This window comes from Kribbella sp. NPDC004875 (assembly GCF_042873375.1).
Taxonomy (GTDB): Bacteria; Actinomycetota; Actinomycetes; order Propionibacteriales; family Kribbellaceae; genus Kribbella.
This window is the reverse complement of record NZ_JBIALI010000001.1, coordinates 208,759-232,782: the sequence shown is the minus strand read 5'-3', so window position 1 is coordinate 232,782 and position 24,024 is coordinate 208,759. Positions and strand designations below refer to the sequence as shown.

The window sequence follows — 24,024 nt, the reverse complement described above, 5'->3', positions numbered from 1 at the left end:
CCCTCATGACACGGCGGCGGTCACGTCGTCGACCAGCAGGGTGCGCAGGTCGTTGACGTCCGGCATGCAGCCCCGTCGGCGCAACCGTTGCGACTGTGCCGTCCGGACCCGGTCGAACAGGCGCCGGGCGTCGCGGGCGTTGCCGAAGTTCGTGACCTGCGAGGCGATCGCGAAGTGTCGTTCCAGGATCGGCTCTGCCGCCACGTCCAGGTCGTACTGGTTGGCGGAGACCATTCGCTGCACGATCAGGGTCAGCTCGTCAGGAGCGTAGTTCTCGAAGTCGATGGTCTTCGAGAACCGCGACGCCAGACCGGGGTTGGCGTCCATCAGCCGCAGCATCTCGTCGCTGTACCCGGCCACGATCACCGCCACCTCGTCGCGCCGGTCCTCCATCAGCTTCACCAGGGTGTCGATCGCCTCCTGGCCGAAGCTGTCGTTCTCCGCCCCGGCGCGGGACAGCGTGTACGCCTCGTCAATGAACAGGACGCCGCCGATCGCGGCCTCGAACAGTACTGTCGTCTTCTCGGCAGTGTGACCGACGTACTGGCCGACCAGATCGCGCCGGCCGACCTCGCTGAACTGGTTCTTCGGCAGTACCCCGAGCGCCACGAGCAGCTTCCCGTAGATCCGGGCCACCGTGGTCTTGCCGGTGCCGGGTGCGCCGGCGAACACCAGATGGTGGCTGAGGCTGCCGGTCGGCAGTCCGGCCTTCCGCCGCCACTCGTTGACCTGTAGCTCGTCGATCAGGCTGTGTACCTCGTCCTTCACACCCGCCAGGCCGACCATGGCGTCCAGTTCCTCCAGTAGGGACTCCACGTCCGCAGCGGCCGGCTCGCGGGCGACCGCCCGGACCTCCGCCTGGACGGCGGCGGTGACGGACACCTGGTCAGGCTCAGCGATCTCCAGTGCCGGCTCGGCAGTGTTCTCCCACCGGCACGACACCACCTCTCCCTGGCATCGGCGGCCGAACACCACGGCCGCTCCGCCGGCGTCGCGGACGAAGGAGTGCCGTAGTACGGCGGTGGAGTCGTAGGCGACGAGGATGCCCGCCTCCGCCGTACCGATCACTTCGCAGCCCTCGAGGCTCGACCGGCCGTACTGGTACGCGTAGACACCCCGGCGTCCGCAGTCGGTGATCTGACAATCCCGCAGTACGACGGTGGCGCCCAGGCGGACGATGACGCCGTCCGCGGACACACCGCTGATCTTGGTGTGCTCGATCGTGGCGGTGCAGTCCTCCAGCACCAGACCGTGCTCGCCGCCGTCGAGCCGGCAGTGCGCCAGCGAGACCTCGGCCGGACCGGCCACGAGCACTCCGGGCCCGAAGCCGGCCGACAGGGCGCAGTGTTCGGCGCGCAGTATGCCTCCGGTGAGTTCGATGGCGGGGGCGTCGCCGGCGCGGACGGTGAGCTCGCGGAGTACGAGCTGTCCGCCCGATGCCCGGAGTACCGGGGTCTGTGCCGACGTGGCGTCGATGACCACGTCACCCGCGTCGGCGGTCAGGGTGACCGACCTGTCCGCCAAATCGATGGTCTCCCGGTAGACACCGGGCGCTATGGAGACGACAGCGCCGTCCGGTGCGTCGAGGACGGCGGCGCCGATGCTCGGGTAGGCACCCGGCCGATCCGGTGCCACCAGAAGCGTGCGGCTCATCGCGTCCCCACCCAGCCACGCTCGGCCGCCTTCAGCCCGGCTTGGAACCTGCTCTGCGCCCCGAGCCGCGCCATCATCTCGGACACCATCCGCCGAACGGTCCGGACGGACACTCCGAGCTGCGCGGCGGCCGACGCGTCCGTGCCACCGTCACTGAGCAGCGAGAGTACTTCGCGTTCGCGGACCGTCAATCCGGAGGCGTCGCCGAGACCGGTCGGTTGGCGAAGCGGTGTCGCGGCGTGCCAGACGCGTTCGAACAGCTCGGTCACCGCGCCGACTGCGGCGGCCAATCGGAGGATGCTGACCGCTCCGCGACCGGTCCGGTCAGCGGGCAGCGCGACTGTCGCAGTGTCGACGATCATCGCGCAGAGCGGGACGCTGGTCGCCGTACGGACCTGTGCGCCGTTCCGGGTCAGTTGCTGCAAGCGGCGCGCCAGCATCGGGTCCGTGCGAGCAGCGTCCGGAACGAGGATGCGGTAGCGGACCGGTGCCAAGACGCCGGTGCCCAACTCGCGGAGGCCGGCGATCGGGTCGGCCAGTGCGGCTGTGGCCGGCGTACTCACCAGCACCTCACCGGAGGCTGACTTCAGCAGGCCTTCGATGGTCCGCTGCGCGGCCGCCGGGCTGCCTGCCCAGTCCAGCGCGCCGCTGCTGTCGCCGAGCGGCGCCGGGTGCCGGCGGGCGAACTCGCCCGCGATCTCGGCCGCGGCCACCCGGCTGCGCTCCAGGTCGCGGGTCACGCGGGCCAGGTCGGCCTCGCGTTCGGCGAGCAGAGCGGTCAGGCTGAGTCGGGGATTGAGCGGACGAACGACCTCGCCTGAGCCGTTGCGGGCCAACAGGCCGAGGCCGGTCAGGTGGTGGATGACGTCGTGGGTGGCGGCGACGTCGAGGCCGAGTCGCTCGCCGAGCTCGGCCGGGGTCCAGGAGGGCCGCTCGAGCACGACCAGGTAGGTGCGCTCGGCGGTCGCATCGACCCCCAGATGGGCCAGCCGCATTCCGGTGGTGCGGACCTGCGGGGCGGACTTCACGGCGCGTGGGTAGCGCGCTGCACGGGGGTACGAAGCGCCTTCGATGGGCTCGGAGTGGTACACGGGACACCTCGCTCGATTCGATGAGTCGGTGCGACTCGGGGTCAACACCAGAACCATCGCGGGCCGCCGTCCAGCGGGAATCTTGCGCGCGTCCACGCCTGGTACAGCCGATACAGCGGCTGTCCAGCGGGGTCTGATCCACGCCTGGAACGCCGCTGGATCAGGGCAGGGCGGCGATGAACGCCGCGCGCTGGCGACCGGTCCGCGAGACAGCGGCGGGTGCCTGCGGGGCGTCGGCGTGGGCCAGGACGAGGGCGTGGTCCAGGTCGCTGGAGGTGGTGACGGCGATGGCGCCGGCCTGCTGGAGGGCGAGCGCCGCGGGGACGGCGTACATCCGGTAGCGGCCGGTACCGAGGCGGAGGGCGTCCCAGTCCTCGGTGGCGTGCTTCGGGGTGAAGGTGCCGAGGAGATGGTTCAGCTCGGCGGGTGCGAGCGGCTCGGCGCGGAGGCCGCGGCGGCGCAGGCGCTTCGTCAGCCGGCGGACGGTGTTGGCGAGCAGCAGCTCGAGCTCGGCGTCCTGGTGCTGCTCGGGTGACCGGAGCGCGGTGATGGCGATCCATGCCGATCCGGGCCGGCGCAGCAGTTTGATCCGCAGACCGGTGAGGTCCTCGACCAACTCGCCGGCCACGACATCCGACGGTACGTCGGTCTCCAGCAGCACCGTCACGCCGTCCGCTCGGACGATCGTCCCGGCGTCAACGTCGCCCACCTCAAGCCATCCGCGATGTCCCTCGACCGCTACGAACCGCGGCCCGCGCGCGAGGTACCCACAGGCCAGCCGGAGCCACTGGAAACACCACAGCCCTCGCCACCAGCAGCCGGTGGTTCCCAGCGCCCCGACCGTCACTACGCCGGCTAACAGCTCCGTCACCCAGCCCCGGCCGACCAGTGCCGCCACCAGTCCCGCGACGAGCTGCCAACAGACCACCTGCCCAACCATCACGCGCGGCCGCGTGCGTCCGGGAGCAGCAGGCATGGGAGCGGACGCTGCCACTGCAGGCGCAGCAATCGGGGCCCCGGCGATGGCGACTGCAGGTTTAGCGGCTCGAGCTGCGCGAGGTGGGGGCGCCGCGGCTGCTGCCTGCTGTCGCGATGGCGCGACCGTAGCGGCGACCGGTGTGATGGCGGCCTCCGGCGCCGTCCTGGATGCGAAGGCCGGGGTGGCCGGTGTCGTCGTCATGAGAGGTGGTCGAAGACTTCGTCGTCGAGGACCGGACCAGGAGTACGCCGCCGCGTCGTCGGCAGTGTGAACTGGCTGGTCGACTCGCGGGCGGCGCGGCCCTGGAGCTCGGACTGAACGCCGCTGCGACGGAGGCTGTCTTCCGAGTCGCTCGACGTCCGCTTGCGTGCCCCGGTCCGGGCCTCGCTGGTCCCGCCACCACCGGACGCCCCGGACATCGGCGGAGCGATGGTCGGCATCGACTTGCCGGCCGCCGCCGCGGCTCGCGCGGCACTACCTGCCAGCGCCGGCTCGCTCCCAGCCGCGATGCGGGCACCCGCGACCCCGGTGCCACCGGGCACCCGCGCGACGGCCGGCGTGCTGCGCAACGAGTTCGTCACTGCCCCGAGCGTCCCGGCCAGAACCGCAGCCGGGATCCCGCCCGGCGATCCGCCTGGCGTCGACGCCGTACCGGCAGCAGGGATGGTCGGCATCGTGGTGCCCCCGCTGACCCCACCGGCCAGCGTCGGCAGGTCAGGGTGGATCAGCGTGCCCGGCAGATCCTTGAACTGCGGCAGCTTGGTGAGGGTGTCGTGGGCGTCGCCGAGGCTGCCCGACTGCGCGAGCCCGGTGACGGTCTGCACCAGGTTGGCGCCCTTCTCCATCGCGCTGAACAACTTGTCCGTCGCGTCCAGCACATCGGTCACCGGTACGGCGGGTACGGGCGACGCCGGCGGGGCCGCACCCCCACCCGGCCCCTGCCACCCCTGCGTCGGCGGCGGCACGGCGGTCGGCGCCTGCATGACCACTCCGACCGCCTCCATCATCCCGGCGCCGACCTGCTGCAGGCCGACCGCGACCTGCGCCGCGAACGGCCCGATGATCGGGACCCCGCTCAGCGCGACCGCGGTGTCGTACCCGCTCTGCAGCGCCGGCATCACCGCCTGAGCCGCGTTCAGTGCCGTCCCGCCGAGCCGCAGCGCCGCGGACATGGCGCCGGTGTACGCCGACCACTCGCCGAGCGATGCGAGGCTACCGATCACCTGACCGCTGAACGCCAGCTGCGACGCCGAGCCGACGCTCGTCGGCCACGTGGTGACGACCGCGTTCGCGGCGCCGAGATCGCCGTGGGTGGCGAGGAGTTGCTGACAGGCCGAACCCCACAGGTCGGCGCCTGCGTGCCACGGCTCGGCGCGCTGCCCGTACAGCATCGTCGCCATCGCGTTGAGATCCATCCCGAAGTACGCACCCATGATCGCGGCCCCTGTCAGTCCGTTGCCGTCGTCGGCAACTCGTCGCCCAGGCGGCGGTGCGCGATCGCGTTCGCCTGGTCGGTGGACTCGAAGCGACTCGCGACCGAGAGCGCGGCGTCGATCAGCGAGGCGATGCCGTTGGTGGCCTGCAGCGTGACGGTGCCGGTGTGCTCGACGCAGAACCGGACGTGCGCCTCGACGGTCGCGCTCTCCGGCATCGCACCGGCCAGCGGCGGTGTCGACTGAACCGTGCCGGAGACCGGGGTGACGGTCGCCAGTGGTGCCAGTGCCGCGAACTGACGTAACTCGTCAGGCACCACTGCCAGCGTGCCGATGTCCATACTTCCTCCTCGGGGTTCGTCTTCTGCACCACATCAGGGATCGGGTACGACGCCGGCCGGCGGACCGCATCAGGCCACCGGTCGTCAGCTACGGGCCGATCGGGTAGGTCGCGGCCGACGGGTCGAGCGCATGCCCCGCAGGCAGCCGGCTGATCAGTTCGGCGGGCAGCCGGACCACCGGCGGCTGGTCATAGCCGAGGACGCCGAGTACGTCGTGACTCGCCAACTGGTACCGCCGTCCGAGATCGCTCACGAACGACAACGCCCCGGACCCGGCCGGCTGACCCGGCGAGGCCATCGACTCCACAACGGCGCCATGACCCGGTGGTACGACGACCACGTCGGCCAACGGCAGCCCGCCGGTTCCACGCCCGGTCGTCACACCGGCGTCGCCGCTCGTCGGCAGCGAGCCGGCCACCGTGAACCGCGGTTGGAAGCTGCCACCGGAGAACACCGCACAGACCGAGTCCGCCGTCGACTCCGGTCGTGCGAACGTCGGCCGGGTGGGCGGCAGCGCCGAGTCCGTGGTCGAGGTGGTGCCCACACCGCCCGACACCTGCGCCACGACCGCCGGATCCAACGGAACTGCCTGGGGGACTGCACCCGGGTACGCCTTCCGAGTGGCGGGTGCCGTGCGCTGGACGTCGTACTGCAGTGAGCTGATCGCCACCAGGCGATCGCGCTGCAACAGGTAGTACTGACCTTGCCCGGTCGACGTCTGTACGACGTACAGCGTGCCGACGCGTCCTGGTCTGAGGAGACTGGACTGCGTTCCAGCACCCGGCACCGAGAGCGGACCGAGCGGTGCGCCGGACGGTACGAGGTCCAGCCAGACAGACGGGACCTGCAGCCACGCCTCGTTGTTCAGAGCGAGTGCGGCGGCGACCGTGGCCTGCTGCTGGATCAGGTGCCGGTAGCCACGCCAGATCAGGTAGCGCCGGCTATCCGGCCCGACAACGAGCAAGGAGTCTGCCTGCGCGCCGGGCTGCTCTGTTCCCACGAGCAGAACCGACCGCACGACCGGACTGCCCGACGAATCGAGAATTGGCTGCGCGCACATCGACCACCCACTCCCGAGCAGTCGTCGCTTGTCCGGCAAGGAGTCCGGTGCGTCCGGAATCCCCACCCGTTGACCACGCGGTACGCCGAGCAGCGACTTGGCCGACACCATCAGGGGCGCGCTGTACTTGTTCGCGAGCAGCAAGGCCGACACGTAGTTCGCCGCCGGATAGAGGACTCCGTCGCGATAGACGTACCGCGTTCCGGTCTCCTTCTCGACGATCACCCGGTCGCCGGACTTCCACGAGGTCTTGCCGCCCGGCGACAGCTGTCCGTACACACCGGAACCCGCCAGCACCAGCACGGCGAGCCCGATACCGACGAGCATTGCGACGATCCCGCGGCGGAACGGCGGGTGCTCGGGATCGGTCTCGCGAAGCAGCAGCGCGTGAGTCATCCGCTGCTGAACGAACTGGTGCGACTGCAGTTGATCCCGTTTGGAGGCCATCGGTCATCCACCCAGCCCGCGCACGTACCCGTACAGTCCGAGCACCCACAAGACGACCGGTACGACCAGGAGAACCAGGATCATCTCGGCCACCTCGGCGTACCGCGCGAGATACGCGCCCGGTCGATGTGCCGCGTACCAGAGCCCCAGGAACGCAGCCACGCCCGCGAACAACAGCAACGAGTACGGCGCCGGCCTGAGGAGCCAGGCGAGTCCGAAGAGCGCAGCGACGATCAGACTCAACCGATGCGCCACCACAGGCAGCAGCCGTGCGCGCAGCAAACAGATGCCGACGGCGAGGAGCACCAGCAAACGTCCTGGCGTCGAGGTGGACCGCGCCAGCACGCATAGAGAACAGGCCAGTCCGACAGCCAGCCCGGCGAGGATGCCGGTGTAGAGCGCTGCCGATCGCACGACTGCGGCGTACACGATCCGCCGGGGTGGTTGAGGCGGGTCGGCGAGCAGGTCGGCTGTGCTCGTCGGCAGGACAGGCTTGGGCAGTCGACCGATCCGCATCGCGATCGGTGCGGCCACGGGGATCAACGCCACCGCGACCGCAGCGACCACGGCAGCAGACCGCGTGCCGTCCAAGGCCCCGCCCAGTGCACCCGCGAGCAAAGCCAGTACGCCGGCGGTCACGGAGGCCGCGAACACCGCGGTACGGCGGGCGATCCCGACGTACCCGATCAGTCCGGACAACAGGAGTGCCGCGCCGCCGGCCATCAGTTGGGGCGCACCGAGCTCCTCCGGCCGAAAGGTTGCGGCAGGCAACAGTGCTCCGCCGGTGAAGGCGAACACCACAGAGACGGAGCCGGCCGTCGCCGCGGCGGCCGCGTCACCGATCGCGCGGGACGCGACGATTCCGGCCAGCATCAACACGCCTGCCGTGACCAAGGCGAACAGCGCCACGGCATTCCACGGTGGGCCGCTGCGGAGCTGCAGTGCGAGCCCCGTCAGCAGAGCGACGGCCGCGGCGACGAGTCCGGTCCAGCGCGTCAGGCCCGGCGTCCACGCGCGTCCGCCGGACCGGGCGTCGGTAGCGATCGCGTCGACCAGATCGTCGTACTCCAGCTCCGGCCAGTGCTGGTGTGCCGGTGCGAGATGCAGGATCTCGCCGTCCCGGACGTCCTGACCGGAGAGGTCCCGGTGCGTGTCCAGGGCCTCGCCGTCGGGTCGTCGCAGGACCCAACCGCCTTGTAGTGCGCCGAAATCGGCGAGGCCGTCACCGGCGTGCCGAAGGATGCCGGGCAGCACCTCGGCCACCGTCGACCGTTCGGGCAGTGCGAGGTCGATGCGGCGTTCGGGTGCGTCGATGGTGACCTTGACCAGTCCACGAATGCTCACGCTCGCCACCGTCGCACGCGGATCCTGACGCCGCGCCTGGGCTTGCAGCTTGTGGACAGTCAGCTAGCGGCCGTCGCCCGCTCCGCCGCGGTCCGGCCGCCTAGCGTCCTGGAACATGTCGACAACCATCGTCAGCAGGCCGCCCCGGCGCGACGGTCCGGCGTTGCCGACCGGCGACGTCACCCTCGACCCGCCACCGGCATTGCCGCAGCCCGCGGGCAAGCAGCTCTCGCAGTACGTGATGATGGTGCCGATGCTCGCGGGTGGTGCCGCAATGGCGTTGATGTACTCGACGCTCGGCGGTGGCGGCCGGATGAGCTACATCGTCGGCGGCCTGTTCGGTTTGTCCGCACTGGGCACGGCAGCGGTCGCTTTCGCCGGCCAAGGCGCGCCTCGTCGTGAGATGGCCCGCGCGCGCCGCGGATACCTCCGCCATCTGTCCCAGCAACGCATCCGGGCCAGGCGCGCCGTGGTCCAGCAACGTACGGCGTTGTCGTACCTGCACCCGGAACCGACCCAGCTGTGGACGCTGGTGGAGAGCTACCGCCTCTGGGAACGCCGCCGCAACGACGCCGACTTCGCGATCGTCCGTGTCGGAACGGGAGCACAGCCACTCGCCACCCCGATCGCGCCACCGGACACAGCACCGTTGGAAGAGCTGGAGCCCCTGTCAGCCGGCGCCCTGCGTCGTTTCATCACGACGTACTCGACTGTCCCCGGACTCCCCGTGGCGATGGCTCTACGCGGCTTCGCTCGCGTGTACGTCGACGGTGATCCGGACCGTGCCCGTAGCTTGGCTCGGGCTCTCGTAGCGCAGTTGGCCACCTTCCACTCACCTGACGACCTCCTGGTCGCGGCAGTGGTCGGACCGGACACCAGGGCGGAGTGGGAGTGGCTGAAGTGGCTGCCGCACGCCCATCACCCGGAGAAGTCCGACGCACTGGGACCGATCCGCCTGGTCAGCAAGAGTGTTCCCGATCTGGAGTCGGTGCTCGACGATCTGCTCGCACAGCGACCACGATTCGACCCGGCCGCTAGTAGTCGCGTAGATGGTCCGCATGTCGTCGTACTGATCGACGGTGGCGACGTGGTCGGCTCGGACCACCTGATGACCGGTAGTGGCGTCGAGGGCGTCAGCGTCATCGACCTGACCACACAGCCGCCCAGACTGCTCGACCGCTCCACAGTGCTGCTGGATGTTGCCGACGACGGCACGCTGACCAGCGTCACCGCGGACGGCGAGTCAGAGGTTGGTACGGCGGACAGCTTCACCAGCCAGGACGCCGAGGCGCTGGCCCGCCTTCTCGCTCCGCTGCGGTTGTCGGCGGGTACCGATGGCGACGAGAGCTTCGCCTCCGCGTTCGGCCTGACTGACCTGCTCAGCCTCGGCGATCCCTATGACTTCGACCCCGTACGCCACTGGGGACCCAGGCCGAACAGGGACCGGTTGCGCGTGCGCTTCGGTGTCACTGCGGACGGCACACCGGTCGAGCTCGATCTGAAGGAGTCGGCCCAGGACGGCATGGGACCGCACGGCCTGCTGATCGGTGCCACCGGATCCGGCAAGAGCGAGCTGCTCCGGACGCTGGTCCTCGCGCTGGCCGCGACGCACCCGTCGGACAGCCTGAACTTCGCCCTGGTGGACTTCAAAGGAGGCGCCACGTTCACCAAGCTGGACAGGCTCCCGCACACCAGCGCGGTGATCACGAACCTGAACGAGGAGCTCGCGCTCGTCGACAGGATGTCGGACGCGATCAGCGGCGAGCTGGTACGGCGGCAGGAACTGCTCAGGCGAGCCGGCAATTACGAGTCCGTCCGGGAGTACGAGCTCGCCAGGGCCGCCGGTGCCGATCTGCCCGAGGTGCCGACCCTGCTGGTGATCTGCGACGAGTTCTCCGAGTTGCTGTCGGCCAAGCCGGACTTCATCGACATGTTCAACCAGATCGGTCGCCTCGGCCGGGCACTCGGCGTACACCTGTTGCTGGCCAGCCAGAAACTGGAAGAGGGGCGGCTCCGCGGCCTGGACGCGCACCTGTCGTACCGCATCGGTCTGCGGACGTTCTCGGCGATGGACAGCCGGGTGGTGCTCGGCATCCCGGACGCGTACGAGCTCCCGCGGGCTCCCGGCCACGGCTTCCTGCAGATCGGCACGGAGACGCTGATCCGATTCCGCTCAGCCTACGTGTCGGGCGTGCACCGGTCGGCTGTCAGCTCGGCTGCTACCGGCAATGAGGTGGCCGACGAAGTGGCCGAGTACACAAGTGCGTACGTTTCGTTGCCCGCTGCGGTCGCCGAGGCCGAGGAGGAGCCGGAGGAGGACGGCGTCGGCGAGAAGCTGCTCGATATCCTCGTCGATCGCTTGGCGAACAAGGGCAAGCCGGCACATCAGATCTGGCTGCCGCCACTCGACGCCCCGCCGCCGTTGACCGAGCTGCTGCCCGCGCTGACCGTCGACCCGGACCGTGGACTGACTGTCGCCGCCGCCAGTGCCCGCGGCGGGCTTCGAGTGCCGATCGGTCTGGTCGACAAGCCGCACGAGCAGCGGCGGGACCCGTTGGTGGTCGACTTGTCCGCGGCGGCCGGGCATGCCGTGATCGTCGGCGGACCACGCAGTGGCAAGAGTACGGCGATCCGCACCCTGATCTCGGCCCTCGCGCTCACCCATACCCCTCGCGAGGTGCAGTTCTACTGCCTCGACTTCGGTGGCGGCTCACTCGCCGGGCTCCGCGACCTGCCGCACGTCGGCGGTGTCGCCTCGCGCCTGGACGTCGGCGCCGTACGCCGGACGGTCGCGGAGGTCCTGCAGTTGCTGACGAACCGGGAGCGTCTCTTCGCCGAACACGGTGTGGAAGGCATGGCGGCGTACCGGGAACGCCGGGCGGCCGGGGAGTTCGCGGGTGACCCGTGGGGTGACGTCTTCCTGATGGTGGACGGCTGGACGGTCCTGCGGTCCGACTTCGAAGAGCTCGAGACGACGCTGGCCGAGATTGCCGGCCGCGGCCTCGCGTACGGCGTCCACGTGGTCGCGACCTGCTCGCGGTGGTTCGACCTGCGCGGGACGATCCGCGACCTCTTCGGCACCAAGGTCGAACTGCGACTGGGCGACCCGTCCGACTCGATGGTCGACCGGAAGGCCGCCATGAGCGTGCCCGCCGAGACGCCAGGTCGTGGACTGACCGACAAGGCACAGCACTTCGTCGTCGCCACACCGGACGCCGACCTCGGTGCACAACTCGCGGCGGCGTGGCCGGTGTCCGGCGCGCCACGAGTGCGTTTGCTGCCTGTCCAGCTCGAGGTGTCCGAGCTGACCGCCGTACTGCGTCGCCGCGAGGACTCCGGTGGCGAGATACCGGCTGGACTGCCAGTGGGACTCGCCGAGCGCGACCTCGGACCGGCGTACGTCGACTTCGATGCTGACCCGCATCTCCTCGTGTTCGGCGACACCGAGAGCGGGAAGACCGGTTTGGTGCGCTGGATCGTCCGATCGCTCGTGGAACGCTACGAGCCGACCGAGGCACGGATCATCCTGGTCGACTACCGCCGTTCGGTGGCAGTGCAGGGGACACATGTGGTGGGCACGTTCACAGAGCCGCGCAGCGTCGAGAAGATGGTTGCCGAGCTCGGCCCGGTCCTGGACCGCCGCCTGTCCGGCGAGTGGACCGGACCGCAGATCCACGTGCTGGTGGACGATTACGACCTCGTCGCCGGCCAGACCGCCAACCCGCTCAACGGCCTCGTCGACTACCTCGCCCACGGCCGCGACATCGGGCTCCACGTCGTCATCACCCGCCGCACCGGCGGTGCCGGCCGCGCGATCTACGAACCCCTGATCGCCCGCCTCCGAGACCTCGGTACGCCGGGTCTGCTGCTCAGCGGCGACCGATCCGAAGGCCCGCTGCTCGGCACCGTCCGCCCGCAGCCGCTACCCCCGGGCCGCGCCCGACAAGTAACCCGCCGCGGCGACGTCAACCTCATCCAGCTAGTCGATTGCCCGAGCTGACAGGAGCCACAGATGGTCGAGGTCACACCGCAAGAACTACGGGACTTCTCCGCGATGCTGCACCCGGCGGACTTCGCCCCGCTCGCCCGGGCGCTGCCAGGTTTCGAGCTGGGCGGCGGCGGGATGCCGGACGCCGACAAGCTAAGCGATTTCGTCAAGCAATGGGCTCCAGAGGCGGCCGGCTTCAGTCTGGATCTCCGGCGCGGTATCGACGCCTTCGGCACGGTCGCCCGGAACTCCGCGGACGCGTTCGAGACCACCGACCAGGTTGCCGCGGGTCGCTTCCTGGTCGCGGACCAGCACGCCTCGGAGATCGTCGCGGATCAGCTCGGTCAGTTCCGTACCGGTGGCGGCTGGACAGTCCCTCTACCCGACCTGCCGAAGGCCCCCACCCCCTAGGAGCGCACGATGGCTGACTACAGCAAGACGTCGATGGCGGACATGGTCGCTCAGCTCGCCGGGCTCAACGCGAGCGGATGGCTGCAGGCGGGTGAAACCTGGTCGGTGCTGGCGACGGATCTCCAGACGACGCAGGACAACCTTCAGCACGCCTGGAACAACACTCACCTCTTCCACGACAGCATGACGTTCGACAGCATCGGGAACGAGGTCACCACCAGCAAGGCCTCGGTGGACGCCTGGCGACCGTTCGTCGAGCGCGTTGGCACCCATCTGTCGAGCATCGGCTGCACCATCCGAGACACCCAGGCCGTCGTCGGCGGTCTGATAACGCCGTACCAAGAGGCCGAAAGCCGATTCAGGTCAGCGACGGACGCCGGCAAGGCCAAAGCCGCGCAGCAGGAGATGGACGACATCACGGCCACCGCGGCCAACATGATGGGAGTGCTCTCGTCGGAGATGCAGCAGGCGCTCGGGCGCATCCTGCCCGTCCCGCAGAGCAAGTACGGCGGGCCGATGATGCCGAATCGCGCCGAGCAGCAGCCTGCCACCGACGACCCGAACGCGAAGGCGGACCCCACTGCGGGCGGCTCCCCACCGGGTGCCGCCGACGGTGTCCCGGGCCAAACTCCCGCCGCGGTGCCCGCGACCGATCCGTCGTCGCCGAAGTCGCCGGAGGCGAAGGATCCGTGGGACGAGGCCGGGAAGATCATCGACGTGATCGGGAAGGGTATCGACCTGACCGGGAAGGTTCCGGACAACCTCGACAAGTGGCTGACGCTCGCGCAACACGCGAAGGACCTCGGCGGCGGGGACGCGTCGACGGCAACGACGCCGGACCTGAGCAACCTGACACCCAAGGGTCCGCTGTCCGACGAGCCCGCGCTCGCCGGTGGCGTCAGCACGACACCGCCGACCTTCACGCCGACCCATTTCACCCCCACGACAGGCGGCGGCGCGACCGGCGGCGGCCTGCCATCGATCGGCGTGCCTCTGGGCGGAGGGATCGGCGGAGGTCACACCACCCTGCCGGCCAGCACCACGGGTACGTCGGACCGCGGCACCCCATCGTTGCGATCAGCAACTACCGCGGGCGAGGCCGGAGCCGAACCGTCGCTGTCCGGCAGGACGTCGACGGCATCGACCGGCACGCAGTCGAGCCCGTCGCCGATGTACCCGCCGATGAGCGGAGCCGGTGCGGGCGCCGGAGCCGGCGCCCGCAGCGAGATCCGGCCGGGCGCCGCGGCGAGCAAGTCCGGCTTCACGGTGCCGACCGAGGCCACGGCCGTGGAGCGAATGCGCCGCCAGGGTGTGCAGTCCGACCTCCAGGGCCGGACCAACGGCGAACGACGGACGCCGTCCGGGGCACCGCCGCTGCGTAAGCGCGGTCGTCCCGCGCGCGCCCGCCGTACCGGCGGTGAGGAGGTGCTCGACGAGGAGCTCTGGAAGCTCTGACGGCGCAACTGGCCATTCCGTGGCCGCAACCGGAACGCGTCCGGAGGGCGCGGATTCCGGACCTAGCGTGACATCGACCGGTGATCACGCGCCGGCAACCCAGCAGAGGAGGACACACCATGGCCGGTGTGGAGACCGAATTCACGCGCATGCAGAAGACCGCCCAGGATGCGGCCGCGATCGGCGACAACCTGAAGAACGTGACGGTCAGGCTGCACAACGCGATGGGCGTTCTGGATCCGATGGACGGAATGATCAAGAACGCGTTCTGGCAGGGGCATCACGGCCACCTCGACGCGATGACCAAGCTCTGCAACCGCCTGCACCAGTTGGCGGACGGTATCGGTGACGCCAAGACCAAGTACCAGAGCGCCGACGACGAAGGCCAGGTCGCGCTGACCCAGGCCGGCGAGGCGCCCGTCCTCGACGCCAGCGTCTTCTCCTGAGAAAGGGAACCACTCATGCCCGGTGAACGCATCAACTACCCGTTCGGCGCGATGCTGCAGGCCTCCGTCGACATGGCCTCCGCCAGCAAGGAGGCGACCGAGCTGAAGACCCAGTTCGAGGCCGCCATGAACGCGCTGCTGCACACCTGGACGAGCGAGGAAGCGGCACCCCAGGTCCAGCAGGTGCAACGCCTGTGGGCGCAGGCAGCCGGCGAGCTGAACCAGCTGCTCAGCCGTCGGGGTAGCGCGGTCGAGGAATCGATGCTGCGGATGCGCAGTACCGACCGCGCCGCGGCCATCTCCATCCAGGCCTGACGAACCGCGGAAGAGCCCGGCCCCGTCGAGGGGCCGGGCTCTTCTTTCGTGTGTTCAGTCGACGCGCCAGCGACGACGGCGCCCGAGCGGCAGGACGAGCGCGGCCACTACCACCAGAACGGCACAAAGACCCGCCAACAAGGCGATCCGGCGACCTGCACGTCCGGCGTCGCTCAACGCAGCGGTACGACGCTCCGCCGCCGAGTCCACCTTCGCGTTCTTCACGGGCGGGAGTACTGCGGGTTTCGCCGTCGTGAGGACGTCCTCCACCGCGCGGTACGGGTTCACGACTCCGGCGCCGTACTGATCCGTCGGGCCAGGCGCGGGGGTCGCGGTGGCCATCAGGCGGGCGGCGACGGCTGTCGCGGGCAGCTTCGGATCGGCCGAGCGGACGAGTGCCGCCGTACCGCTGACGAAGCCCGTCGCGAAGCTAGTGCCGTCGTAGTAGCGGTGGCCGCTCACGCGGGTCGCCGCCAGCACACCGCCACCGGGCGCCGAGATGTCGACGTACGGGCCTACCTGTGAGCTCGACAGGCGGCTGCCGTCGATCGTCGTCGCACCGACGCCGAGGACACCTGGGTACGCCGCGGGGTACGTCACCGGGTCCTCGCCCTGCTGGCCGTGGGCGTTACCGGCCGCGGCGACGATCAGGGTGTCATGACGTTGGGCGTAACGGACGGCGTCGCGGACAGGCTTCTGGTCGACGTACAGCGACAGCGAGATGTTGATGACGGTGGCGCCCGCGTCGACGGCGTACCGGATGGCGCCGGCGAACACCGTCGCGTTCACGGCCTCGCCCTGCTGCTCGCTGGCGTCGCGTTCGCTGACCCGGATCGGCAGGATCCGCGCGCCAGGTGCGACTCCGCGGAAGCCGATCCCGGTGACCGGTCGCGCGGCTATGATGCTCGCTACCGCCGTACCGTGTGAGACGCAGTCGAAGTCGGCCCGTTCGTCACCGGGGGTCAGGACATCCTGGCCGGGCAGAACCGCACCTCGGAGTTGCGGGTGGTCCGCGTCGACCCCGGAGTCGATCACGGCGACCGTGACGCCCTTGCCGGTGCTGACCGGCCAGGCCCGTTCGGGCGCCAGCCAGGTTGTTGCCCAGGGCATCTTGCTGATCGGCTGCCCACCGGCCTCTGCGGTCCGGCACTGTCCGGCCGGCGGGACCGCCGACGCGGTCGGCGTGGTAGCGGCCAGCGCCCCGAGGGCGACGGTCGCGGCTGCTGCTCTGACAGTCATCACGGTCCGGACGCTACGGCGGGGCCCGATCGGGACACCGGTTCTGACCCCTTGTGGCCACGGACTGACCGGCACACCACCGAGCACCGACGCTAGGGACTCGGAGGTGTCGATCATGGACATGTCGAAGTTCACCGCGGGTGCGACAGAGCTCAATCTGGCCAAGGAGATGGCGGCGCTCGGCCTGGACAGCGGCCTCGATCAGCTGGCCGGCGCGGCGGGCGTGCTGGACCGTGCCTTCGACGAGACCGTCGCGTCCGCGGTGTCACCTGACCGCCTCGTCAAGGTCACGGTGACCGGCCGGGGCGAGGTTCGTGCGATCGAGTTCGACCCCGGCATCTACCGCGACCAGGACGCACAACAGCTCGCCGCGGCGATCGTCGCGACCCTCGGCCAGGCCCACGCCGCCGCAGCCGCCAAGATGACCGCGGCGTACGACACCTTCCGGGAGGTTTTCGATGACTGACCGGATCGAAGTCGATCAGCTCGGGGTGGCGCGGTCGGCTGATGCCTGCCGGACCACCGGCTACGACGCGGGTCGCGAGCTGTGGCGCCTGCTGGGCGGGTTGACGAAGGAGGTGATCGAGGCAGCCGCCGGGCACGACGACTACGGCCGGCAGATCAGCAGTGGCTGGGTGAACAGCCATGCCGACACGTTCGCAGCGTTCGGCAAGACGATCGAGACCCACCTGGTCGGCCGCGGTGACCAGATGTCGGCGTGCGGTCAGAACGCGAAGGCGACCGACGACGACGCGGCCCAGCAGGTCCGGGGCACGGCGCTCGGACTCACCCGGACCGCCGAGGGCTGGGCGATGGCACCCACTCCTGAGGCCTGACAGTGGGCTGGCATCTGCCAGGGTGGCTGAAGGCGATCCTGGAGGGCGGGTACGAGCCGCAGGCCGACGAGGACAAGCTCTATGCGCTCGCGGACCAGTACGACCTGTGCAAGAAGTACCTGACCGAGGCGCTGCCGGGCCGGATCGACACAGCCGCGCGCGGGTTCGGAGCGGCGTACCACGGAGAAGCCGGAGCGGCACTCGAGGACTTCCTGAAACGCTATGCGCGCACCAAGGACTTCCAGGGGCCGGCGATGCTGGCCGACTCGGTGGGGTACGTGGCCGAGTTCCTCCGGACGATGGGGGACACCGTCGTCCGGACCAAACGCGAGCTGCTGATCATCGGCATCGTCAGCTGGATCACGATCCTCGCCGGGGTCGGACCGATCCTCGGGACGCTGATTCGCAAGATCGGGCAGGAAGGCGTCAAACAGCTGCTGCTGATGATGCTGAAGAAGCTGGTGAACCGGGAGGCGCGGAAGCTGCAGCAGAAGATGCTGCTCGAAATGCTGACGGCCGGGACCAAGCAGACCACCAAGTTCGTCTTCAGTCGCGAGATGGTGCCGAAGGTGCTGGGCGTCGTCGGCGGTGAACTCGCCGACGAGCTCATCCCGCACACGGTGGCAGGCTGGATGGGCGAGCTGACCGGCCAGGACCGCCGCCTCGCCGTCGGCAGCGACGGCCAACCGCAGTTGGACTCCCAGCAGCGGTTCGTCATGACGCATGACTGGGATTGGCGGGGTACGGCGATGACCGCGGCGGGTGCTGTGGTCGGCGTACCCCTGTCGCACGGTCTCGGGATCGGCCTGGCGAAGGTGCCGGTCGGGAAACTGGCGCGAACGTTCGGAAACAACGCGATCACCTCACCGCTGGCGAGCTCACTCACGTCGCTGGGTTTCGGCGAGGGCTGGCACACCCCTTCGTTGCAGGACGCCTGGATCGCCGGCGCCCACGGGGTCGCCCGCGGATCCATGGCCAGTGATGTGCACGGCCCGCTCGAATCCATCGGTGAGGCGGCCGGCGAGTACGCCGGCCACAAACTCGTCTCGGCCCTCCCCGGCGGCCACCCACCGGCGGGTCCCGACGGCGGCGTGCTCCAAGCCCCGCCCGTCAACCACGAGACGATGGCAGACCTCTCCCAGGAGACCGCATCCGGCCTTGCCCACAACTCCGCGGCGAATCTCGGCCAGAACGCTGCCCAGAACTCGTCGCACGCGGCATCCCAGGTTGCAGCGTCCGCGGGCACGGTTGGTCAGTCGGCTGTCGCTCCCTTGACCTCAACCACTCCGTGGACAGCCGCCGGCCGCGCATCGGCCCAGGCCGGCGGAACCTCGTCCATCTCTCAGCAATCGCGTGCCACGCAGGAGCAAACCCTCCGCGACCCCGCCGGACGATCCAGGCCGCCCGCGGACAACGGGCCGGACGACAACACCGACCACGAAGCCACCGAGGGCACGGACTCGATGGTTTCCAGCCCTTCCACCCCTTCTGTACAGCCCGACCCGTCCACCCCTGGCTCACGGTCCTCCGCCTCGTCGCTTCCTGCGGATCCGTCGGTTCCAGGCAGCACGCCGGCTCAGACTGCCCAGTCGGCAGGGGCCGACCCTCAGACGGCCGCCTCGAGCTCGCCGGATACCTCGTCGCCGCAACCTCCCGTAGCTCTGGCGCAGTCCGCCCCAATTGCTCAGGCCCCACCGTCGATCGACGCGTCGCCAGTTCCCGCAGCTCAAGCCACAGCTGCGCCACCTCCGGTCGTTCCGGTTGCACCGCCGACTGCAAGGACGTCCACAAACGGGAGTGGTGCGAGCTTTGTCCGCGGCGGCGCGCCAGAGCTGCACCCGGCCGGGCCTTCGCGCCGGTCCCGGGTCGGCCGTGTCTTCGCCGGCCAGCAGCGTGGCGGCGTACATCCGAAGCTGCCCGGCGGAAGGGAGCGGGCTTTTGTTGCTGATGACAATCACCTGCTGTACGGCGATCGCGCGGTGTCCCCGCACGAGCTCGCCACCCTCGCTCGTGGCACGAACCCGGAGATTGTCGTCGACCAGCCGAGTGCGGCCGCCACTGCCATGGCCCAGAAGCTCGCAGACATCACCGGTCAGGACGTCGTACTCCGATCCTCGGACGGAACCGCGGTACTCGCCCCCGCCGAGGACCGCACGGTGCGTCCTGATGGTGTCGTCGTACCGGAGGGCGGCAAGCTGGTCCGCAAGCCACACGTCTCGTCGGCGGAGGGGATCGAGGTCGAGGTCGATGAGTCGAAGCTCGGCCCGCGCCTGGGGGCTGGGCGTTCGAAGACGGCGTTCGCGTTCTACGACAAGGTCGTCCTGATCGCGCACCCCGGCGTCTCGCTCGCCACCGAGATCGAACTGACCAGCAAGCTCCGTGCCCTCCCCGGCGGCGGAGACGTGATCGCGCCGATCCACGCCCGTACCACCCTGTTCGGCCGCGACGCTATCGTGGTCGACCGGTTCGAGGTCAGCAGCCACGCCATCCTCGACGAGGAGGCACCGGACGCGGATTCACGTGTCACCCATCCCGGTCTTCCCACCCGAGCGACGGTCGACAGCCTCCGAGCCCTCCGCACCTTCGCTCTGGAGAACCACGTGCTCCCCGGCGACCTGCAGTTCGCCATCACACGCGACGGCCGCTTCCGCGCGTACGACGTGGCTGGCACCCGCCCCGTTACCGGCCCGAAGGACCCAGCGCTGACGACCCTCGACGCCTGGCTCGAGTGGGCCGAAGCCCAACGCGAAACCTCCACGCCTGACGCTTCCACGCCTGACGCTTCCACGCCCGATGACTCCATGCCCGGCAGCAGCGCGCGGAATGCCGCCACACGGCCGGCGGCTCCTGGCAAGTCTTCGTTGGGAATCATCCGCCGGCGGTCGTCGGGTGGCGATGGATCGGCGCGGGCGAGGGTGCGGGGGTCGTCTGACGGGCGGGACCGCGGGGTCTCGAGGCCCCGGGAGAGCGAGGTCTTGCCGGCGGCGTTGCGGAGCGCTCCGGCCGACCAGGCGTTGTCAGCGGCAGAGCAGTCGCGGATTCGTGAAGCCGTCCTGAGGGTGGCTGGTGGTGATCCTCAGGTGCAGGACGGCGGGATGACCACAGACGCTGTCCGGCGGGCCCTGGACCCTGTACGACGTCGCATGCGACTGCCTCGCGGGATCATGCTCCGGTTCGTGGTTGCAGCGGACAACGACGAGCTCGTCGGTGAGTACGGCATCGAGCGGACGAACAAGTCCCGACCCGGATACTTCCGGATGGAGGACGGGATCGGTGTGGTCTATCTGTCCGCGCGGGATCACGTGTCGCCGGCGGACGTCGCCGCGACCGTGTGGCACGAGGTGATCGGGCATTTTGCCTGGCATCTGTTCGGCGCGCGGACCCGGTCCGACATCCTCGACGCCGTCCACAAGCTCCGCCCACTGCTCCCGGAGCTCTCCGCCGAGATCGACGAGTTGTACGCCGGTGAGCCGGATGACGTCCGTGACGAGGAGTTCCTCGCTCGCTTCGCGGAGGACGCCGTACCGCCGCGCGTCGTCCGGGCCTTCAACGCGTTGCTCTCCACCCGAATCGGTGCGGCCCTCGCCCACATCGGTGCCATTAGCAACGAAACGCTGGAGAACGGCCGCCGCAAGAACGAACTGGCCCCGCTGTACCGGATTCTCCGCGTCCTCGTCCGAGCCGTCCGCGACAACCGGCCGGCCGTCGACGGCGCCGGGGCGCCCCGTGCCCGTCTGGCCCGTGAGCACCGGGATCAGCCGCGCGGCAGTGCGGGCAGTATCCACCGCAGCGAGTTCCGCGGCGACGGACGCGGTACGCCGGACAAGGCCGCGGTGCGTGATGCTGTTCACCGGGCGCTCCCGCAGATCGCCAGCGCGGTCGCGACGGCGCATGACGAGGTGCGTGCGATCGAGATTTCCGGGCAGCAGATCACGATCACGCTGCGGGGTGGGGCGGAGCTCACGGTCCGGCTGGATGTTTCCGGCACCTTCACCGACGCGGGACCGGTCCGCTGGGAACGCACCGCTCGGGACGGCGATTGGGCACTGATCACGCTGTCCCCGCAGGTCACTGACGGCGTGACCGGGCGCGCGGTCGCGCACGCGCTCGCCGGCGTCGTGTCGGCGTACAAGGGGGAGCCGTCGGACGGACGACACGCCGAGGTGGGCTACCTGCTCGATCAGATCGAGCGGGGTGAGTCGCCGTACCATCTGCGGAAGGAGCTGCGGCTGCTGCTGCATCACCTGGGCAAGCAGGACGGGCCGCCGCTGCCTTCGGATCTGCGACGGCGGGTCGAGGCGGTTCTGCACCTGAACGCCGTCCGCACTCGGGTCGCCAACGCCGTCGTGTCCTGGGTCGACGCGCAGGAGGTCAAGGCGACACGGCCGGGGTTGCTCGGGACGAAGAAGTTGCCGAGCGGAGCAGGCACGAAAGATGCTCCGGACCCGGCCGTGGATCGGTGCCTGCACAGGCTGTTCCAGCATTTCGCGAACCAGCCGGACGTCTCTGCCGCGCCAGGGGAGTCCGCGAGCCGGCAGAAGACACTGCGCGAACAGCCGTTTCTCCGCGCACTCGTCGAGGCGCACGGGACGAACGCCGCCGCTGCGCTCGGACGCCTGGCATCGGACCAGTTCACGCCCGCGCCGGACGATCAGCACACCGTAGCCGGGATGTTCGACAGGCTGCGCGGCCTCGTCGACCAGTGGCGCAACGCCGGGTCCTGGCCGCAGCGCCGGAGGGCCGCGCGGCAGTTCGCCGAGATGGCCGACGCCCTCGGCGTGATCGCTCACGATGACCTGCGGGCGGCGCTCCCGCACGATCTCGCGACCTCCGTGGCCGAGATCGAACCCGGGCTGCTCCAGCGGATGCGCCGCTTCGCCGGCCAGTGGCTCCCGGACCTGCCCGCCGAGCTGTGCTTCACCCTCGTCGAGACCATGCCGGCCAGTGCCTTCACCGCGTGGTTCTTCGCCGCCCAGGATCCAGGCCCGCTCGCGACGACGATCTTCCTCGGCGGGGCGATCGCCGTCCCGCTGCGGGCCGCGCTCAACCGGTACGTCGCCGTACTCGAGGATCTTGTCATCACGGCCCGGAGGAACTACCGCCAGGAACAAGCCGAACGGTCCCAAGCGGTTCAACGCGCAGAGCTCACCGACGCGGTCCGCACCGCCGGCCGGCAGGTCCTCGCCGCGGCTGCCGAGCACAACGGGCTGGCGATCCCGCCGGACCAACCCGGCCCGCCACGCCCTCAACTGACGCCGCCCGTCGTGGACGCACCGCCGTTGGTGATGCCGTGGTGGACCTTTACAGTGCAGAGCTCGGTCACTGTCGCCGTCGCCGCGGCGCCGATCGCGCTGCTCGTGTCGCCCGTGGTGGCCGGAGCCGGGATCGGGTTGGCCGCCGTCGTCTTCGGCACCGCGCAGTACGCGTTCGCCCGGCACCAGGCGACTCTGGACGACGAGCGCCGGATCCGCTTCTTCGACTGGCGCGGCCGGCGACAGCTGATCGGCGAGCTCCGTCGGGCCGCCGACGAGCTCGTCCGGCTGCAGGCCCTGGGTGCGCAGTTCGGCGACCCCGCGATCAAGCTCCCGTCGTTCGCCGTCGCCCCGTCGCCGGATGATCCCGGCCGCGGCGTCGTCCCGGGCAAGGTGACCTTCGCCGTTCGTGAGCTGTTGCTGAGTGTCGTGCCGGTGGTCAGCCGGGCAGCCAGCGTTGCCACCAACGATCAGCTCGCCGCGGCCACCGCCACTCTGCTGGAAGCGGTGGCCCGGGTCGGTCTGACCAGTGTTGTCGCCGGGTTCGTCGACGCCCTCCACGCCGAGGCGAACAGACACGCCTTCGACCGCCGCATGCACAACTGGCTGGAGCTCTTGCGCGCCGAGGTTCAGACGCGGGCCGAGAAGATCGGCGACCCGGTCCTCGATCAACTGGACGCGCTGCTGGCGGATCGGCCACTCGGCGCGATCGACATTCCGCCACTCCGGCCCTGGTCACCCGTCATCCACCCGGAACGCGAAGCCACCACGAGCCGGCGCTGGTACGCGGTGGGTGCCGCCTCGATCGCCGGCGCCGGTGTCGGACTCTCCGCCGTGATGGTGTTCCGCTTCCACGTCGATCCGTCGTACCTGGTGCTCGCCTCGATCGCCGCCGGGTCCCAGCCGTTCAGCTACTACGCGAAGTACCTGCGGCGCCGGATGGGAGTCAGGGCGGACTTCGACGAGCGGGATCGCGCGGCCGAGCGCCGCGCCGCCGCCCACCTCGATCGGGAGCGCGCCGCGGCCGCGGCCGCCGCCCACAGCGCTACCCGCCTCGAGGACGTCGTCAACGGCCTGCCACCGCGCGATCGACCCGCTCCGACCACCGAACTCGGCCGGTTCATCGAGTCGGAACGCCGAGACGGTCACCCCTCCACCGAGCTCGGCCGCCTGCTGGCCCGCCTCGAAGATCTGGACGCCGAACACCAACGCGTCCTGAACCGCTACGACACGCACCAACCGACCGAGCTCAGTCAGCTCACCGAGATCCTGCTGGCCATCTCGAGCACACTCTCGGAGTACGCCGATGCCTCGCACGAGCTGGGTATCGATCCCCACCTGCGTCTTGGCGGGCCGATGAACATCCCTGTCAGCGCCTCCGTCCTGCACCACGACCCGCTCAACGGACGCAACCTGACCGACCAGACGTGGGATGCGAACCGCCCGATCCGGCCGAGTGCCGAGGCTGAACGCGCTGCCTTGATCGCGGCCAAGATCCAGCAGGTCACCGAGAATTGGTACGGCCCGTACTCACTGGCGCAGATCCAGCAGGCAGCCCGCACCGGTGATCAACTGGTCGACATCGCGGCCGGCCTGGTCGCCACCGCGGAACGTCGCCGCGGGCCGTTGTGGAGTCGTGGCCCCCGCGCCATCGCCGCGAAGGCCGATTTCCGCCGCAGCCTGGTGGCCGACCAGGCCCGGGCCGTCCCGGCCCGTCTCATCAACCCGAACTGA

General features: G+C 70.0%; 16 protein-coding genes. 8 read left to right on the top strand and 8 right to left on the bottom strand.

Going from position 1 to position 24,024, the window contains the following annotated elements; all coding sequences use genetic code 11:
- Window positions 1-3 precede the first annotated feature (3 nt).
- The 7 genes from ACFYRH_RS01135 to eccD all read right to left on the bottom strand — a co-directional run bounded on the left by ACFYRH_RS01135 (window position 4) and on the right by eccD (window position 8,348).
- Window positions 4-1,653 carry a right-handed parallel beta-helix repeat-containing protein gene (locus tag ACFYRH_RS01135; protein ID WP_387766124.1) on the bottom strand — a complete coding sequence of 550 codons (1,650 nt, stop codon included), beginning with the start codon at window positions 1,651-1,653 and terminating at the stop codon, window positions 4-6.
- Window positions 1,650-2,681, bottom strand: coding sequence for a LuxR C-terminal-related transcriptional regulator (locus tag ACFYRH_RS01130; RefSeq protein ID WP_387766121.1), 1,032 nt, complete (start codon window positions 2,679-2,681; stop codon window positions 1,650-1,652). The genes ACFYRH_RS01135 and ACFYRH_RS01130 overlap by 4 nt, the downstream gene beginning before the upstream one ends.
- Window positions 2,682-2,904: 223 nt before the next feature.
- Window positions 2,905-3,453 (bottom strand): type VII secretion protein EccE, encoded by a 549-nt coding sequence (locus ACFYRH_RS01125; RefSeq protein ID WP_387766118.1) that lies wholly within the window; start codon window positions 3,451-3,453, stop codon window positions 2,905-2,907.
- A 467-nt stretch (window positions 3,454-3,920) separates the two neighbouring features.
- Window positions 3,921-5,156 (bottom strand): hypothetical protein, encoded by a 1,236-nt coding sequence (locus ACFYRH_RS01120; RefSeq protein WP_387766115.1) that lies wholly within the window; start codon window positions 5,154-5,156, stop codon window positions 3,921-3,923.
- Between the two features lie 14 nt (window positions 5,157-5,170).
- The gene (locus tag ACFYRH_RS01115; RefSeq protein WP_387766112.1) at window positions 5,171-5,497 is read right to left on the bottom strand and encodes a hypothetical protein; all 327 of its coding nucleotides are present in this window, start codon (window positions 5,495-5,497) and stop codon (window positions 5,171-5,173) included.
- Window positions 5,498-5,585: 88 nt separating this feature from the next.
- Window positions 5,586-7,004: a type VII secretion protein EccB gene (gene eccB / locus ACFYRH_RS01110; RefSeq protein ID WP_387766110.1), complete on the bottom strand. Its 1,419-nt coding sequence runs from the start codon at window positions 7,002-7,004 to the stop codon at window positions 5,586-5,588.
- A gap of 3 nt (window positions 7,005-7,007) precedes the next feature.
- Complete coding sequence (eccD, locus tag ACFYRH_RS01105) at window positions 7,008-8,348, bottom strand: type VII secretion integral membrane protein EccD (RefSeq protein WP_387766107.1); 1,341 nt, start codon at window positions 8,346-8,348, stop codon at window positions 7,008-7,010.
- Window positions 8,349-8,463: 115 nt separating this feature from the next.
- Between eccD and eccCa the strand changes: the two genes are divergently transcribed.
- From eccCa to ACFYRH_RS01080, 5 genes are all read left to right on the top strand, one after another.
- Window positions 8,464-12,348, top strand: a complete 3,885-nt coding sequence (eccCa, locus tag ACFYRH_RS01100) for a type VII secretion protein EccCa (RefSeq protein WP_387766104.1) — start codon at window positions 8,464-8,466, stop codon at window positions 12,346-12,348.
- Window positions 12,349-12,360: 12 nt separating this feature from the next.
- Complete coding sequence (locus tag ACFYRH_RS01095; protein ID WP_387766101.1) at window positions 12,361-12,747, top strand: hypothetical protein; 387 nt, start codon at window positions 12,361-12,363, stop codon at window positions 12,745-12,747.
- A 9-nt stretch (window positions 12,748-12,756) separates the two neighbouring features.
- Window positions 12,757-14,202 (top strand): hypothetical protein, encoded by a 1,446-nt coding sequence (locus ACFYRH_RS01090; RefSeq protein ID WP_387766098.1) that lies wholly within the window; start codon window positions 12,757-12,759, stop codon window positions 14,200-14,202.
- A gap of 128 nt (window positions 14,203-14,330) precedes the next feature.
- Window positions 14,331-14,648 carry a WXG100 family type VII secretion target gene (locus tag ACFYRH_RS01085; protein ID WP_387766095.1) on the top strand — a complete coding sequence of 106 codons (318 nt, stop codon included), beginning with the start codon at window positions 14,331-14,333 and terminating at the stop codon, window positions 14,646-14,648.
- A 15-nt stretch (window positions 14,649-14,663) separates the two neighbouring features.
- Window positions 14,664-14,963 (top strand): WXG100 family type VII secretion target, encoded by a 300-nt coding sequence (locus ACFYRH_RS01080; protein ID WP_387766092.1) that lies wholly within the window; start codon window positions 14,664-14,666, stop codon window positions 14,961-14,963.
- Between the two features lie 54 nt (window positions 14,964-15,017).
- Here ACFYRH_RS01080 and mycP read toward each other — a convergent pair whose 3' ends face one another.
- Window positions 15,018-16,202 (bottom strand): type VII secretion-associated serine protease mycosin, encoded by a 1,185-nt coding sequence (gene mycP / locus ACFYRH_RS01075; RefSeq protein WP_387771659.1) that lies wholly within the window; start codon window positions 16,200-16,202, stop codon window positions 15,018-15,020.
- 115 nt (window positions 16,203-16,317) lie between these two features.
- Here mycP and ACFYRH_RS01070 point away from each other — a divergent pair, with 115 nt between their 5' ends.
- Genes ACFYRH_RS01070 through ACFYRH_RS01060 form a run of 3 tightly spaced genes read left to right on the top strand, consistent with a single transcriptional unit; the run spans window position 16,318 to window position 24,024 of the window.
- On the top strand, window positions 16,318-16,668 hold the full coding sequence (locus ACFYRH_RS01070; RefSeq protein ID WP_387766089.1) for a YbaB/EbfC family nucleoid-associated protein: 351 nt from the start codon (window positions 16,318-16,320) through the stop codon (window positions 16,666-16,668).
- Entirely contained in the window at window positions 16,661-17,038 is a 378-nt protein-coding gene (locus ACFYRH_RS01065) for a hypothetical protein (RefSeq protein WP_387766086.1), read from the top strand. The genes ACFYRH_RS01070 and ACFYRH_RS01065 overlap by 8 nt, the downstream gene beginning before the upstream one ends.
- A gap of 2 nt (window positions 17,039-17,040) precedes the next feature.
- Window positions 17,041-24,024, top strand: coding sequence for a hypothetical protein (locus ACFYRH_RS01060; RefSeq protein ID WP_387766083.1), 6,984 nt, complete (start codon window positions 17,041-17,043; stop codon window positions 24,022-24,024).